The following is a 13,510-nucleotide window of genomic DNA, read 5'->3' as shown; positions in this document are numbered from 1 at the left end:
TACAGTACACCACTCAAAAACGTTGATCCAGCACCGTTGGGCAGGCTCAGCCGGCGATCAGGCCGTACCAGCGCAAGAATGGCAGCGCGCTGGAAGGGCGCTTGAGGAAGGCCTCGACGCCGGTCTGAATGGGACGCGCAACGCCAGGCGCAAACACCTCATCCTGCAGCTCGCGACCGGTTTGCCGATTGAGCAAACCTTCCTGTTCAAAACGACTGAACAGATCGAAGGCATAGACGTTCGCCCAGAGATAGCCGAAGTAGCCCGCGTCATAGCCGTCAACCAGGTGATCGAAGGCATGCAATGGGCGCTCAAAGTCAGCCAGTGGCCAGGCCCCCGCCTCAATGAAGCTGTCTTCAACCTTTTTCTGGACGCTACGACCATCTTCCGGATTGCCATGCAGGTCTAGATCGAACAATGACTTGGCCAGTTCGACCGCCAGCTTCGGACGCTCCTGCGCCTGCAGTTGATCCAGGAAAGTCTGCATCGCTTGGACCGTCAGCGGTTCGCCAGTCTGGTAGTGAGCGGATATACCCGCCAGATACTGCGCCGACCAGCACCAGCGCTCCAGCAATTGGCTGGCAATCTCGACACCACCAGGGCCCAGATTCAGTATATTACCCAGGTGATAGTTCGAAGTGCGGACCATGAGGTGGTGTAGGCAATGACCGAACTCGTGAAACAGCTTGCGCAGGTCCAGATGAGTCAGCAGCGGCGGCACATCACCCTGGCCGGCGGCAACATTGGTAAACAATGCTGCGGCACTCTTGTGATACTTGCCTTCGGCGTCGATGTGCCGATTCCAGACGTAATAAGTCCAGGCCCCTTCAGGCGACTTGCCGTCCCTGCCGATTGCGTCGATGTACAGATATCCCAGTAAAGCGTGATCTTGCACTACTTCAAACACACGAACATCGGGATCCCAGGTAGAAACTGCCTGTGCCTCAGTCAGCACCAAACCAAAGAGCTTGTGGGCCAGGTCTACCAATGCCTTTAAAACCGTATCCAGAGAGAAGCAGGCCCGCACATCGTCCTCTGACAATCGCAACGGTGTGTGGTCTTTCTGCTTGCGCATGAAGGCAACATCCCAAGGCTGAATGGGAGCCAGCCCTTGTTGCTGCGCCGCACTTTGCAGACGCTGCCTTTCCCGCTCCAGCCCCGGTCGAGCCTGGCGGACCAGGTCTTTAAGGAAAGCCAAAACCTGTTCCGCAGATGCGCCCCCTTTGAGCTGCAGGTTGTACTGGGGAAAGGTGTCAAAGCCGAGTAAACGTGCCTTTTTCTGCTTGGCTTGCGCCAACGCCTGAAACACACCGGCATTATCGAGGGCAGGGTCAGGATTGGCGCCACGGGTCAGATATGCCCGATAGACTTTCTCACGCAGATCCCGGTCCTGCGCATGTTCGATAATTGCCAGGTAGAGTGGCTCTTCGAGGGTAACTAGCCACCCGTTCAGGTTCCTGCTTTTTGCCGACGCCGCCATTGCGGCCTTGTCCAGTTCGGAAACTCCCTGCAGTCGCTGCTCATCCATGAGGTGCAAGCTCCAGTCATTGCTGGAGCGGGAAATGTTTTCGGAAAACGTCTTCTGCAACGCGCTGATCTGCCGTTCGAGCATCTGCAAGATTTCACGGCCCTCGAGGTTCAAGTGTACCCCTGATAGGCGAAACGATGTGATCGTTCGTTGCAACGCCGCTTTGCTTTGCCAATCAAGGTTCAGACCATGAGGGCTGCCGGCGAGACGCTCGTACAAACTCAGCAGCTCTACGTTTTGCAGCTTTTCCACGAAGTAGGCTTGTGCCAGACCCCAGCATTGATAGGCAACTTTCTGCCACTCACCTGGGCGATTGATCAGGGGCGCGATGTTGTACAAGGTGTTGTTCAGGCGGGCGTCCAGTGCATCAACCGCCAGCACCAGATCATCCCAGGTGGGAAGTGCACGTTGGTGCGCAATGATGATACTCAGCGCAGCACGGTTATCGGCGATCACCTGCTCGATTGCAGGTTGCAGATGTTCGATACGCACTGCAGCGTAATCGATCGGTTCATCATGACGCAGTAAGGGGTTAACGGTACTCATAACAAGTTCCAGAGAGCGGGGTTGGGCCCGCTACTCTGGATTGCAGCTAACGCTCGCTGGTGCCAACTAAATAGCACCCAAGGCACCACGCGCCCTTACTCAGCCGGTTTCTTCAGCTTCGGATTAGGGAAGAACTGCACCGTCTGCACCGTGGTCGCGGCAGGTTTCACCTCGACCCTGTTGACCCGGGTACCCAACTCCTTGGGCACCGACAGCCCCTGTTCGTTAAGGGTGTCGGAAAACCCGCAGGCCACGCACTCACGGTGCGGAACGCTGTCTTCGCTCCACATCATCAGTTTGTCCGGCTCGCTGCACGCCGGGCAGACCGCCCCGGCGATAAAGCGTTTTTTCGTTATCACAGGCCCATCACTCATGCCGCCACTTCCTCACTCAAGCCGCTATGGCGCAAGAGTGCATCGATTGATGGCTCGCGGCCACGGAAGTCGACGAACAGCAGCATCGGCTCCTGGGAACCACCACGGGCCAGGATCGCTTCGCGGAACGCGCGACCGGTGTCGGCATTGAGCACGCCTTCTTCTTCAAAGCGCGAGAAGGCGTCGGCCGACAGTACTTCAGCCCACTTGTAGCTGTAGTAACCGGCTGCATAACCACCGGCGAAGATATGCGCAAAGCTGTTGGGGAAGCGGTTGTACGCCGGTGGGCGCATGACCGAGACCTCGTCGCGGATGCCTTCGAGCACTTGCAGTACACCGCGGCCGTCGCCGTGGCTGGCGTGCAGTTCGAAGTCGAACAGCGAGAATTCCAGCTGGCGGACCATCATCAGCCCGGACTGGAAGTTCTTCGCCGCCAGCATCTTCTCGAGCAAATCCTGGGGCAGGGCTGCGCCAGTTTCGTAGTGAGCGGAAATCAGCGCCAGGCCTTCAGGCTCCCAGCACCAGTTTTCCATGAACTGGCTCGGCAGCTCGACCGCATCCCAGGCCACACCGTTGATACCGGAAACACCGGCATGCTCGATACGGGTCAGCAGGTGATGCAGGCCATGGCCGAACTCGTGGAACAGAGTGGTGACTTCGTCATGGGTCAGCAACGCCGGCTTGCCAGGGGCGGCCGGGGTGAAGTTGCACACAAGGTTGGCCACCGGGCTCTGCAATTGGCCGTCAGCAGTCAGGCGACGGTCGCGGGCGCCGTCCATCCAGGCACCGCCGCGCTTGTTGGCACGGGCATAGAGGTCGAAGAAGAAGCGCCCGACGTGCTGGCCGTGCTCCTTGATTTCGAACAGGCGTACGTCCGGATGCCAGCTATCGAAGCCCTTGAGCTCGGCAATCTCGATGCCGTACAGGCGCTGGACGATGGTGAACAGGCCGGTCAGCACCTTGTCGATCGGGAAGTAGGCGCGCAGGGTTTCCTGGGAAACGCTGTAGCGCTGTTCACGGAGTTTTTCCCCGTAGAAACCGCTGTCCCAGCTTTGCAGGTCCGGGCACCCCTGCTCGGCGGCATAGGCCTTGAGCTGGGCCAGGTCCTGGGTGGCAAACGGCTTGCTGCGCTTGGCCAGGTCACGCAGGAAGCTCAGCACCTGATCGCTGGACTCGGCCATCTTGGTCGCCAGGCTCAGCTCGGCGAAGTTCTGGTAGCCCAATAGCTGAGCCAGTTCCTGACGCAGGTCGAGGATCTCGCCCATCACCGGACCGTTGTCGAACTGGCCGGCGTTAGGGCCCTGATCAGAGGCGCGGGTGCAGTAGGCGGCGTAGATTTCTTCGCGCAGGGCGCGGTCTTCAGCGTAGGTCATCACCGCGTAGTAGCTGGGGAATTCCAGGCTGATCAGCCAGCCATCGAGGCCCTTGGCCTGGGCGGCGGCAGCCATCTGTGCCTTGGCCGAGTCCGTCAGGCCGGCCAGTGCCGCTTCGTCGGTGACGTGCTTGGTCCAGGCCTGGGTGGCGTCCAGCAGCTGGTTGGAGAAGCGGCTGCCCAGCTCGCTGAGCTTGCTCTGAACTTCGGCATAACGTTGTTGCTTATCGGCCGGCAGGTCGATACCCGACAGGCGGAAGTCACGCAGGGCGTGTTCGAGAATTGTCTTTTGCGCCACATCGAAGCCGGCGGCTTCGGGGCTGGCGATCAACGCTTCATAGGCCTGGAACAGCTCGCGGTTCTGGCCCATTTCGGTGGCGTAGGCGCTCAACGCCGGCAGGCAGGCCTCGTAGGCTTCACGCAGTTCGGCGCTGTTGCACACGGCATTGAGGTGGCTGACCGGGCTCCAGGCGGCGCCCAGGCGGTCGTTGAGTTCGTCCATGGCCAGGATCAGGCCGGCCCAGCTTGGGTGCTTGCCCTGAGCCTGGAGGATGTCGGCAATGGCTTTACGGTTGTCGGCCAGGATCTGTTCAATCGCCGGCTGCACATGCTCGGCACGGATCGCCGAGAAGGGCGGCAAGTCATAAGACTGCAGAAGCGGGTTGTTCGCACTCACGGTTAAACACCTTGGCAGAAGAAACACTTCCCCATCTTAATTACAATCGACGCCGACCGCAGCCCTATCCATACCAAAGAGAATTCCTATCATGGCCATCCGTAGCTTCCAGCATCACACTCCCAGGCTTGGCGAGCGTGCCTTTGTCGACCGCAGTGCCGTGGTGCTGGGCGATGTCGAGATCGGCGCCGACAGCTCGGTGTGGCCATTGACGGTGATCCGCGGCGATATGCAGCGCATCCGCATCGGCGCGCGCACCAGTGTCCAGGACGGCAGCGTGCTGCACATCACCCATGCCGGGCCGTTCAACCCGGATGGTTTCCCGCTGCTGATCGGCGATGAAGTAACCATTGGTCACAAAGTCATGCTCCATGGCTGCACCCTGGGCAACCGCATCCTGGTCGGCATGGGCAGCACCATCATGGATGGTGCAATCGTCGAAGACGAAGTGATCATCGGCGCCGGCAGCCTGGTGCCTCCGGGCAAGCGCCTGGAAGGCGGTTTTCTCTATGTCGGCAGCCCGGTCAAGCAGGCCCGCGCCCTGACCGAGAAGGAGCGCGCGTTCTTCCCCTACAGCGCCGGCAACTACGTCAAACTCAAGGATCAGCACCTGGCCGAAGGCTACCACCTGCCCGAGTGAACCTGCCCACAGCCCTATTCGAGACTGCCATGCACCAGCAAAACATCCTCTTCGACCTCGACGGTACTCTGACCGATCCGCGATTGGGCATCACCCGCTCGATCCAGTACGCACTGGCCAAGCTCGGCATCGACGAGCCGGACCTGACGCGCCTGGAACACTTCATCGGCCCGCCGCTGCTGCAGGCATTCATGCAGTTCTATGCTTTCGATGAAGCCAAGGCCTGGGACGCGGTGAATTTCTACCGGGAGCGCTTCAAGGTCACCGGCCTGTACGAAAACCAGGTGTTCGACGGCGTCAGCGAACTGCTCGAATCCCTGCAAGGGCAGGGGCGCACCTTGTACATTGCCACCTCCAAACCCTGGGAGTTTGCCCGCGAGATCGCCCGCCATTTCGATTTCGCCAAGCACTTCAAGGTGATCTACGGCAGCGAGCTGGACGGCACCCGCACCAACAAGGTCGAACTGATCCGCCACCTGCTGGCCGAGGAAGCCCTGGACCCGGCGCAAACCCTGATGATCGGCGATCGCAAGCACGACCTGATCGGGGCGCACAGCAACGGCCTGGAAGCGGTAGCGGTCGGCTATGGCTTTGGCAGCCATGAAGAGCTGACGGCGCAACAGCCGGCTTATCACTTTACGACCGTGAACCAGTTGCACCAGGCGTTTCAGCGCAGCTGAGAAACCGATCGCGGGTCAAGTCGAGTCGCCGCGCCGCCGCTCCTGTAGGTGCGGGCTTGACCCGCGATGCTTTTCAGCGCCTGCTGGCGTTGTTCGATTGGCAGCCGCCCCAAGGCTTCTACCCGTTGGTAGAACACCTGCCAATCGCCACCCACCTCGACAAACAGCTGTGCAAACGCCGGTACCCACTGGTCATACAGGCCAAAGGGCAGCAATTTGGCATTGTTCATCGGGGCATTGATCCAGGCGTCATAACGCCCGCGCCCGCCCCATTGGCTATCGCGCAAGGTTCGATACTCACCGCGCAGGCGTTCGAACTCAGCCTGCTTGCCTGCGCGCTTGGCGGCTTCGGTCAGCGGCGCCGCATACAAGGCCTTGAGCCGCTCGCGGCTGGCCAGTACCAGCCCGATGAACTGGTCGCGCTGCCGGCTGCCATCCTCGGCCAGCACCGGCAGCCCCCGCGCCGCGCGCCACTGGCGGGTGCCTTCCTGTTCGACGAAGGTGGCGAAAGACTCATTGAACGCGGTGTCGTCCCGCACATAGAGCCGTTGGTGGGCCAACTCATGGAAGATCACCGTGGCCAGGCGTTCATCGCCCCAGCCGAGCATGGAGCTGAGGATCGGATCGTCGAACCAACCCAGGGTGGAGTAGGCCTCAACACCGCCGACATAGACATCCAGCCCTTGCTGCTTCTGTAATGCCGCTGCCCCGCGCGCCGCACCCTGCTTGTAATAACCGCGATAGGCGACGCAACCGGCGATCGGGAAGCAATGGGTTTGCGCCTCCAGTGAAAACTCCGGCGTGGCAAATACGTTCCAAACCACGAAGGGCCTGCCAATGTCGGCATACACCCGGTAACTGCGGTTGTCCGGCAGCTTCAGCTGGGCGCTGGCGAAGGCCCGGGCCTGCTCGGCCTTGAGCAGGTGCTGACGCAGTTTGCTGTCGGTGGCCGGATTGGCAACCAGGTCGGCAACCGGCTGGCGCGCCTGCAACAGCTGCCACTGACCGCTGGCCAGTTGCCCGTAGTAACTGACACTGGCACAACCGTTCAGCAGCCCGAAGGCCAGCAAGGGAACCAAGAAGCGCAAAATGTGGTCGAGTGCCCCATGACTTGAGCGCAACAAAAGAAATAGTCGAAGCATTCGCGTCCCGTCATTCGCTCAAGTACCCATCAGCTTCAAGACTATCCTGCCCGGCTGGAGTTTTACCATGCGTACACTGCTTGTCATCAGCGGTATTGTGCTTCTGTCCGGCTGCGCCGGCCTGCCTGCCCCCGACCCCAACCAGGCCTGGATCGACCTCGCATCAGGCCAGGACGACACCCTGCATGCCGTGGAAGTGGACGAGCGCGCCTGGGCCGACAAACGCTATTTCGAAGTACCGCCAGGCAGTCATGAGCTGACCGTGCGCTACCTGTTCCCGGTCAATCCAAGCAATATCGGCCCGGTCGACGAGCCGCTGTGGCGTGATTGCCAGCTGCATGTGAAGTTCAAGCATTTCAACGCCGGCCAGCGCTATCAGCTTGAGGCCGGCAGCATCGGTTTCCGCCCTTGGGCCAAGCTCTATGACGAACAGCGCAATGTGGTCGGCAAAGGCCTGCCGGCGGGCTGCCAGCGTACCTGAAAGCGTGAATGGCGCTATGCTTGTGCTTTGTAGCCCGCACGCCGGAGTTCGCCATGCGCCAGCCTATGATGCTGCTCGCAATCAGTACCCTGGGAGCTTGCGCCAGCCCCCTGCCCCCTGTGGACAACAAGCAGGCCTGGGTCGACCTTTACACCATCACACCGGGCAAAGTGGTGATGGCCGAGCGGCTTGACGGAAAGCGCCTGACTGATGGTCGGTTCTTTCAGGTTACACCCGGTGCCCACGAGCTGGTGGTGAGGTTCGATTATGAAATCTATTCCGGTGGGTTCAGTACCGACCCGACCGAGCGCACCTGCTACCTGACGATCAAGTTCGCTCACTTCAAGGCAGGGCAGCGCTACCGTCTGGAAGCCCGCGCCCCGGCCATGCAGCCCAGCGCCTACCTCTATGACGCCCAGCGCAACGTCGTGGCCGAAGAGTCGAACGACGTGTTCTGCACACCCTGACGCCTAGCGATCATTGTTCTGGTAGATGATCTTCTTGGTGCCGTTTTCGCAGCTGCCGACCACCATGTTCTGGTCTTTGACTTCATCATTGCTGACGATTTCCAGGGTGTAGGAACTCACGTTGTTAGCCTGGATCTTGGCTTCGATCTCAGCCTTGAGCTCTTCACAGTCTTTCGTCGCGGCCAGCGCGGACGTTGCCAGCAGCGAAGCCAGCACAGCGATTGCAACACGGATCATGGAACAGCTCCTTGTGACAGCAGACGTTTTAGCGACCCTCATTTGACCACAACAAGCGCACTACGGTTCTGCCTTAGCTCAACAGCATCGCGTCCTGCGCTGACCCTCGACGCGGGACGGATTACAACGCCTGGCATTGATTCCTGCAGATGTGCCCATACAGAGCTAGAAAGGCCGTTGGATTATTTCGGCCAATCGACTGCCCTGGAGGCTCAAACGCCCATGAAGCAACTTGCGGATATCAAGATCTCTACCCTTGACCTGGTGCCGGTACGTGCCGACAGCGGCCCAGCGCAGTCTCTACGCAACTCCCTGGACCTGGCGCAACACGTCGAAAAATTCGGCTACAACCGCTTCTGGGTGGCCGAGCACCACAACATGGACGGCATCGCCAGCTCCGCAACTTCAGTGCTGCTCAGCTACCTGGCCGGTGGTACGTCAACCATTCGTGTGGGCGCCGGCGGGGTGATGCTGCCCAACCATGCACCGCTGGTGATCGCCGAACAGTTCGGCACCCTGGCCAGCCTGTATCCCGGGCGTATCGACCTGGGCCTGGGCCGCGCGCCGGGCTCCGACCAGATGACGGCCCGCGCGCTACGCCGCGAACGCTCTGGCAGTGCCGACGATTTCCCCGATGATGTCGAAGAACTGGTGCGCTACCTGGGGCCGCGCACGCCCGATCAGAAGGTCATCGCCGTACCCGGGTACGGTACCGAGGTGCCCATCTGGTTGCTGGGTTCGAGCTTGTTCAGCGCGCAACTGGCCGGCATGCGCGGTTTGCCCTACGCCTTCGCCTCGCATTTCGCTCCGCGTTACCTGCACGAAGCGATTCGCGTGTACCGCAACCACTTCCAGCCTTCGGCCGTGCTCGACAAGCCCTACGTTATGCTCGGCGTGCCGCTGGTGGCTGCCGAGACGGATGAACAGGCTGATTACCTGGCCACCTCGGTGTATCAGCGCATCCTCGCCCTGATGCGCGGGCAAAGCCTGGTGCAGCGTCCGCCGGTAGCGACCATGGACGGCCTGTGGCTGCCCCATGAGCGTGAAGCGGTGGGCAGTTTCCTTGGCCTGGCGATGGTCGGGAGCCCGCAGAAGATCCGCGCCAAGCTTGAGGTGTTGCTGGAGCAGACCGAGGCGGATGAGCTGATCTTTACCTGCGACCTGTATGAGCATGCGGACCGGATTCGGTCGTATGAGCTGCTTGCCCAAACGGTTTTGGGCAGCTGAAAGCCCTATCGCGGGGCAAGCCCGCTCCTACGTTGGAGCGGGCTTGACCTGCGATGGCTTCAACACAGTCACCCGCGCTTGTAGACGATTTCCTTGGTGCCGCCTTCGCAGCTACCCACGACCTTGCCATCCGCGGCTGCGCCCTTATCGACGATTTCCAGGGAATAGCCGCTGACACCCTTGGCATCGAGCTTGGCGGCTATTTCAGCCTTGAGTTCTTCACACGGCTTGCCAGCAGCCAGCGCAGTACCCGCCAACGTCATCAAACCAATCGCTACTACCAACTTCTTCATCGATCGCTTTCCTTGTTCAGATCAAAATAGAGAAGGGCGCCAGGCAGGCCGGGCGCCTCAGGACTGTGTAACGCAATTGACCCGCACAAGCCAGTATCACCGCTTCAGCTGTTGACGATGCGAAAACCCACCTTGAGCGTGACCTGAAAATGCGCGGCCTTGTTGTCCTTGATATGGCCACGGGTATCGACCACCTCGAACCACTCAAGATGCTTGATGCTCTTGCCTGCCTCGGCCAGGGCGTTGTTGATCGCCTCTTCAATGGAGGTAGGCGAGGAGCCGACGAGTTCGATTTTCTTGTAGGTGTGGTGATCAGACATGGGCAATCTCCTTTTTGAATGTCAGATAGAGCCTAGCAGCGCTGGGCTGTTTTACCTGCGAAGGGTAAATGCCACTAAAAGTTCGACTGCACTTTCTCAACACCCTGTAGTCGGAATCTACACAGCTCAACTCAACCTTGAAGGAGAGTCACCATGGCCAACACCTCGCTGCGTAAAGCTTCACTGCAAAGCATGGAAGCGGAAATCGAAAGCCTGCTCAAGTCACTGGAAAGCCTCAAGGACGATGCCTCGGATGAGTCGCGCAAAACCCTGAAGGCGCTCAAGAGCAATGCCGAGAATGCCCTGCGCCATTCACGCCACCTGCTCAGCGATGCCTACGAAGAAGTCAAAACCAAAACCCGCGAGACCAGCCTGGCGACCCGCGACTATGCCCAGGAACACCCGTGGACCACCGCCGGTGTCGCGGTCGGTGCCCTCGGCTTGCTGGCGGCGTACCTGCTGTGCAGACGCGGTAACTAAGCGGCCTGGCGCGCAAGTTCCGCGCGCAACCAGCCAGCCAATTGCTCGGCGCGCCCATCTGCGGCGCGTCGCGGCACCCACAGGGCCAGCGCCGCCTGGGTTTCACAAAACCCCCAGGGCGCAGCCAGGCGCCCGCCACGCAAGTCATCAGCGACCAGCGGCTGCGGCGCTATCGCCACCCCCAGCCCCGCCACTGCCGCCTCCAACAAGTAATACAGATGCTCGAAATCCTGCCCATAGCGCAGCGCCTGGGGGTCGATACCCTGCTGCACGGCCCAGTTTGGCCAGGCTTGTGGGCGCGAGGTGGTCTGCAGCAGCGTTTCCGCCAGTAGCGCCTGCGCAGGCGCCCGCTGCAAGCGGTTGAACCCGGGAAAGTGCGGGCTGAGCACCGGGCCGATGCGCTCTTGGGCCAGCACGTGCACCTGCATATCCGCAGGCCACGGCGGCTCGGCAAACACCAGTAGCGCATCCAGCCCGGGGCGGCGCGGGTCGAGATCACCTTCACCGGCGGACAGGTGCAGGCGCAGTTCTGGCAAGTCCGCCTTGAGCCGGCCCAGTCGCGGGATAAACCAGCGCGCCAGCAGGCTGCCGGAGCAACCGAGGACAAACGGCGCATCGGCGCTGCTCTGGCTGATTTCTGCACAAACCCCGCGCAAGCGCTCAAAAGCATCGCTGCTGGCATCGCGCAGGCGCACGCCGGCATCTGTGAGTTTAAGGCCGCGTCCTTCTTTGACGAACAGCGCCACGCCAAGATGCTCTTCAAGCACCTTCAACTGGCGGCTCACTGCGCCATGAGTAACATGCAGCTGCTCGGCTGCCTGGCTGACACTGTTGAGCCGGGCGGTGGCTTCAAAGGCCCGAAGGGCATTGAGGGGAGGCAGGTCCTGGCGCATAACGTGTGAGTTTTCCTGACATGTTGTCGCAATCTTATCGGTTTTCAGCTGCGCGTGTCGTGGTTAGAGTAAAGCCATTGACGACTTAACTACCGCCCTGGAGCGACCCATGACCCAGACCAACTTCCGCGCCGGCCCTGATGCCAATGGCCTGTTTGGCGCATTCGGCGGCCGCTACGTGGCAGAAACCCTGATGCCGCTGGTGCTGGACCTTGCCCGCGAGTACGAAGCGGCCAAGGCCGACCCGCAGTTCCTCGAGCAACTGGCGTACTTTCAGCGCGACTACATCGGCAGGCCCAACCCGCTGTACTTCGCCGAACGCCTGACCGAACACTGCGGTGGCGCGAAGATCTTCTTCAAGCGTGAAGAGCTCAACCACACCGGCGCACACAAGGTGAACAACTGCATCGGCCAGGTGCTGCTGGCCAAGCGCATGGGCAAGAAACGCCTGATCGCCGAAACCGGCGCCGGCATGCACGGCGTGGCCACTGCCACCGTCGCCGCGCGTTTCGGCCTGCCTTGCGTGATCTACATGGGCGCCACCGACATCGAACGCCAGCAGGCCAACGTGTTCCGCATGAAGTTGCTGGGCGCCGAAATCGTCCCGGTAACCGCCGGCACCGGCACCCTCAAGGACGCGATGAACGAGGCCCTGCGCGACTGGGTCACCAACGTCGACGACACCTTCTACCTGATTGGCACTGTAGCCGGCCCGCACCCGTACCCGGCAATGGTCCGCGACTTCCAATCGATCATCGGCAAAGAGACCCGCGAACAGCTGCAGGCCAAGGAAGGGCGCCTGCCCGACAGCCTGATCGCCTGCGTCGGCGGCGGCTCCAACGCCATGGGCCTGTTCCACGACTTCCTCGATGACGCCAGCGTGCAAATCATCGGCGTTGAAGCCGGGGGCCATGGCGTCGACACCGACAAGCATGCCGCCAGCCTCAACGGTGGCGTACCGGGCGTACTGCACGGCAACCGCACCTACCTGCTGCAGGATGCCGACGGCCAGATCACCGACGCCCACTCGATTTCCGCCGGCCTCGACTACCCCGGCATCGGCCCTGAACACGCCTGGTTGCACGAAGTGAAGCGGGTCGAATACGTCAGTATCACCGACGACGAAGCCCTGGCCGCGTTCCACACCACCTGCCGCCTGGAAGGCATCATTCCGGCCCTGGAAACCTCCCATGCCCTGGCCGAAGCGATCAAACGCGCGCCGACCTTGCCCAAGGATCACCTGATGGTGGTGTGCCTGTCCGGGCGCGGCGACAAAGACATGCAAACCGTGATGAGCCATATGGCTGCCCAGGAGAAACAGGCATGAGCCGTCTTGAACAACGCTTCGCCGAGCTGAAGGCCGAAGGCCGCTCGGCACTGGTCACCTTCATCACTGCTGGCGACCCAGGCTACGACGCCTCGCTGCAAATTCTCAAAGGCCTGCCCGCCGCTGGCGCCGACGTGATCGAGCTGGGCATGCCGTTCACCGACCCGATGGCCGACGGCGTGGCGATTCAGCTCGCCACCCTGCGCGCCCTGGAGGCCGGCCAGACCCTGGCGAAGACCTTGCAGATGGTGGGCGAGTTCCGCGTCGACAACCAGACCACGCCGATCGTGCTGATGGGTTACTACAACCCGATCCACCGCTTTGGCGTCGAGGCCTTCGTTGCCCAGGCCAAGGCAGTGGGCGTGGATGGCCTGATCATCGTCGACCTGCCACCGGAGCATGACGCCGAGCTGGCCACCCCGGCCCAGGCCGCGGGTATCGACTTCATCCGCCTGACCACCCCGACCACCGATGACGTGCGCCTGCCACGCGTGCTGGAGCGCAGCTCGGGCTTTGTCTACTACGTGTCGGTTGCCGGTGTGACCGGTGCCGGCTCCGCGACGACCGAACACGTCAGCAGTGCCATCGAGCGCCTGCGTCGCCACACCGACCTGCCGATCAGCGTCGGCTTCGGTATCCGCACCCCGGAGCAAGCCGCGGCAATTGCCAAACTGTCGGATGGTGTCGTGGTCGGTTCGGCGCTGGTCGACAAGATTGCCACTGCCAAGACTGCCGAGCAGGCCGTGGGTGATGTGCTTGAGCTGTGCTCGGCACTGGCCCAGGGTGTGCGAGGTGCGCGCAAGCCCGCTCCTACCCCGGAGCCGTAA

General features: G+C 61.4%; 16 protein-coding genes. 8 read left to right on the top strand and 8 right to left on the bottom strand.

Annotated elements, in window-relative coordinates; translation table 11 throughout:
- Positions 1 to 46: 46 nt before the first annotated feature.
- The 3 genes from PspR32_RS00240 to prlC form a co-directional block, all read right to left on the bottom strand.
- The gene (locus tag PspR32_RS00240; RefSeq protein ID WP_159387938.1) at positions 47 to 2,074 is read right to left on the bottom strand and encodes a M3 family metallopeptidase; all 2,028 of its coding nucleotides are present in this window, start codon (positions 2,072 to 2,074) and stop codon (positions 47 to 49) included.
- A 95-nt stretch (positions 2,075 to 2,169) separates the two neighbouring features.
- Positions 2,170 to 2,448, bottom strand: coding sequence for a YheV family putative zinc ribbon protein (locus tag PspR32_RS00235; RefSeq protein ID WP_010222656.1), 279 nt, complete (start codon positions 2,446 to 2,448; stop codon positions 2,170 to 2,172).
- Positions 2,445 to 4,496 (bottom strand): oligopeptidase A, encoded by a 2,052-nt coding sequence (gene prlC / locus PspR32_RS00230; RefSeq protein ID WP_036995301.1) that lies wholly within the window; start codon positions 4,494 to 4,496, stop codon positions 2,445 to 2,447. The genes PspR32_RS00235 and prlC overlap by 4 nt, the downstream gene beginning before the upstream one ends.
- A gap of 91 nt (positions 4,497 to 4,587) precedes the next feature.
- Between prlC and PspR32_RS00225 the strand changes: the two genes are divergently transcribed.
- Entirely contained in the window at positions 4,588 to 5,136 is a 549-nt protein-coding gene (locus tag PspR32_RS00225; protein ID WP_010222659.1) for a gamma carbonic anhydrase family protein, read from the top strand.
- A gap of 29 nt (positions 5,137 to 5,165) precedes the next feature.
- On the top strand, positions 5,166 to 5,816 hold the full coding sequence (locus PspR32_RS00220) for an HAD family hydrolase (RefSeq protein WP_010222660.1): 651 nt from the start codon (positions 5,166 to 5,168) through the stop codon (positions 5,814 to 5,816).
- Here PspR32_RS00220 and PspR32_RS00215 read toward each other — a convergent pair.
- Positions 5,804 to 6,940, bottom strand: a complete 1,137-nt coding sequence (locus PspR32_RS00215) for an aminopeptidase (protein ID WP_232531905.1) — start codon at positions 6,938 to 6,940, stop codon at positions 5,804 to 5,806. The two genes, PspR32_RS00220 and PspR32_RS00215, sit on opposite strands and share 13 nt — an antisense overlap.
- A gap of 85 nt (positions 6,941 to 7,025) precedes the next feature.
- On the opposite strand from PspR32_RS00215, the gene PspR32_RS00210 reads away from it, so the two are divergent.
- Both PspR32_RS00210 and PspR32_RS00205 read left to right on the top strand, forming a co-directional pair.
- Entirely contained in the window at positions 7,026 to 7,439 is a 414-nt protein-coding gene (locus tag PspR32_RS00210) for a PA0061/PA0062 family lipoprotein (protein ID WP_010222662.1), read from the top strand.
- A 53-nt stretch (positions 7,440 to 7,492) separates the two neighbouring features.
- Positions 7,493 to 7,906, top strand: coding sequence for a PA0061/PA0062 family lipoprotein (locus PspR32_RS00205; protein ID WP_010222663.1), 414 nt, complete (start codon positions 7,493 to 7,495; stop codon positions 7,904 to 7,906).
- Positions 7,907 to 7,909: 3 nt separating this feature from the next.
- Here PspR32_RS00205 and PspR32_RS00200 read toward each other — a convergent pair whose 3' ends face one another.
- Positions 7,910 to 8,143, bottom strand: coding sequence for a DUF1161 domain-containing protein (locus PspR32_RS00200; protein WP_010222664.1), 234 nt, complete (start codon positions 8,141 to 8,143; stop codon positions 7,910 to 7,912).
- Positions 8,144 to 8,365: 222 nt separating this feature from the next.
- Between PspR32_RS00200 and PspR32_RS00195 the strand changes: the two genes are divergently transcribed.
- Complete coding sequence (locus PspR32_RS00195; protein ID WP_010222665.1) at positions 8,366 to 9,370, top strand: LLM class flavin-dependent oxidoreductase; 1,005 nt, start codon at positions 8,366 to 8,368, stop codon at positions 9,368 to 9,370.
- Between the two features lie 68 nt (positions 9,371 to 9,438).
- Here the strand turns inward: PspR32_RS00195 and PspR32_RS00190 are convergent, their stop codons facing one another.
- Positions 9,439 to 9,663: a DUF1161 domain-containing protein gene (locus tag PspR32_RS00190; protein WP_010222666.1), complete on the bottom strand. Its 225-nt coding sequence runs from the start codon at positions 9,661 to 9,663 to the stop codon at positions 9,439 to 9,441.
- Positions 9,664 to 9,767: 104 nt separating this feature from the next.
- Positions 9,768 to 9,983: a dodecin gene (locus tag PspR32_RS00185; RefSeq protein WP_010222667.1), complete on the bottom strand. Its 216-nt coding sequence runs from the start codon at positions 9,981 to 9,983 to the stop codon at positions 9,768 to 9,770.
- Positions 9,984 to 10,136: 153 nt separating this feature from the next.
- Here PspR32_RS00185 and PspR32_RS00180 point away from each other — a divergent pair, with 153 nt between their 5' ends.
- Complete coding sequence (locus tag PspR32_RS00180) at positions 10,137 to 10,463, top strand: DUF883 family protein (RefSeq protein WP_010222668.1); 327 nt, start codon at positions 10,137 to 10,139, stop codon at positions 10,461 to 10,463.
- Here PspR32_RS00180 and PspR32_RS00175 read toward each other — a convergent pair.
- The gene (locus PspR32_RS00175; protein WP_036995300.1) at positions 10,460 to 11,356 is read right to left on the bottom strand and encodes a LysR family transcriptional regulator; all 897 of its coding nucleotides are present in this window, start codon (positions 11,354 to 11,356) and stop codon (positions 10,460 to 10,462) included. The two genes, PspR32_RS00180 and PspR32_RS00175, sit on opposite strands and share 4 nt — an antisense overlap.
- Before the next feature lie 109 nt (positions 11,357 to 11,465).
- On the opposite strand from PspR32_RS00175, the gene trpB reads away from it, so the two are divergent.
- Positions 11,466 to 12,683 (top strand): tryptophan synthase subunit beta, encoded by a 1,218-nt coding sequence (gene trpB, locus PspR32_RS00170; RefSeq protein WP_010222670.1) that lies wholly within the window; start codon positions 11,466 to 11,468, stop codon positions 12,681 to 12,683.
- Complete coding sequence (trpA, locus tag PspR32_RS00165; RefSeq protein WP_159387936.1) at positions 12,680 to 13,510, top strand: tryptophan synthase subunit alpha; 831 nt, start codon at positions 12,680 to 12,682, stop codon at positions 13,508 to 13,510. Before trpB ends, trpA begins: the two co-directional genes overlap by 4 nt.

Origin of the sequence: Pseudomonas sp. R32 (assembly GCF_009866705.1) — a bacterium.
Taxonomy (GTDB): domain Bacteria; phylum Pseudomonadota; class Gammaproteobacteria; order Pseudomonadales; family Pseudomonadaceae; genus Aquipseudomonas; species Aquipseudomonas donghuensis.
The sequence above is the reverse complement of the archived record's forward strand: the minus strand, read 5'-3'. Positions and strand labels throughout refer to the sequence as shown.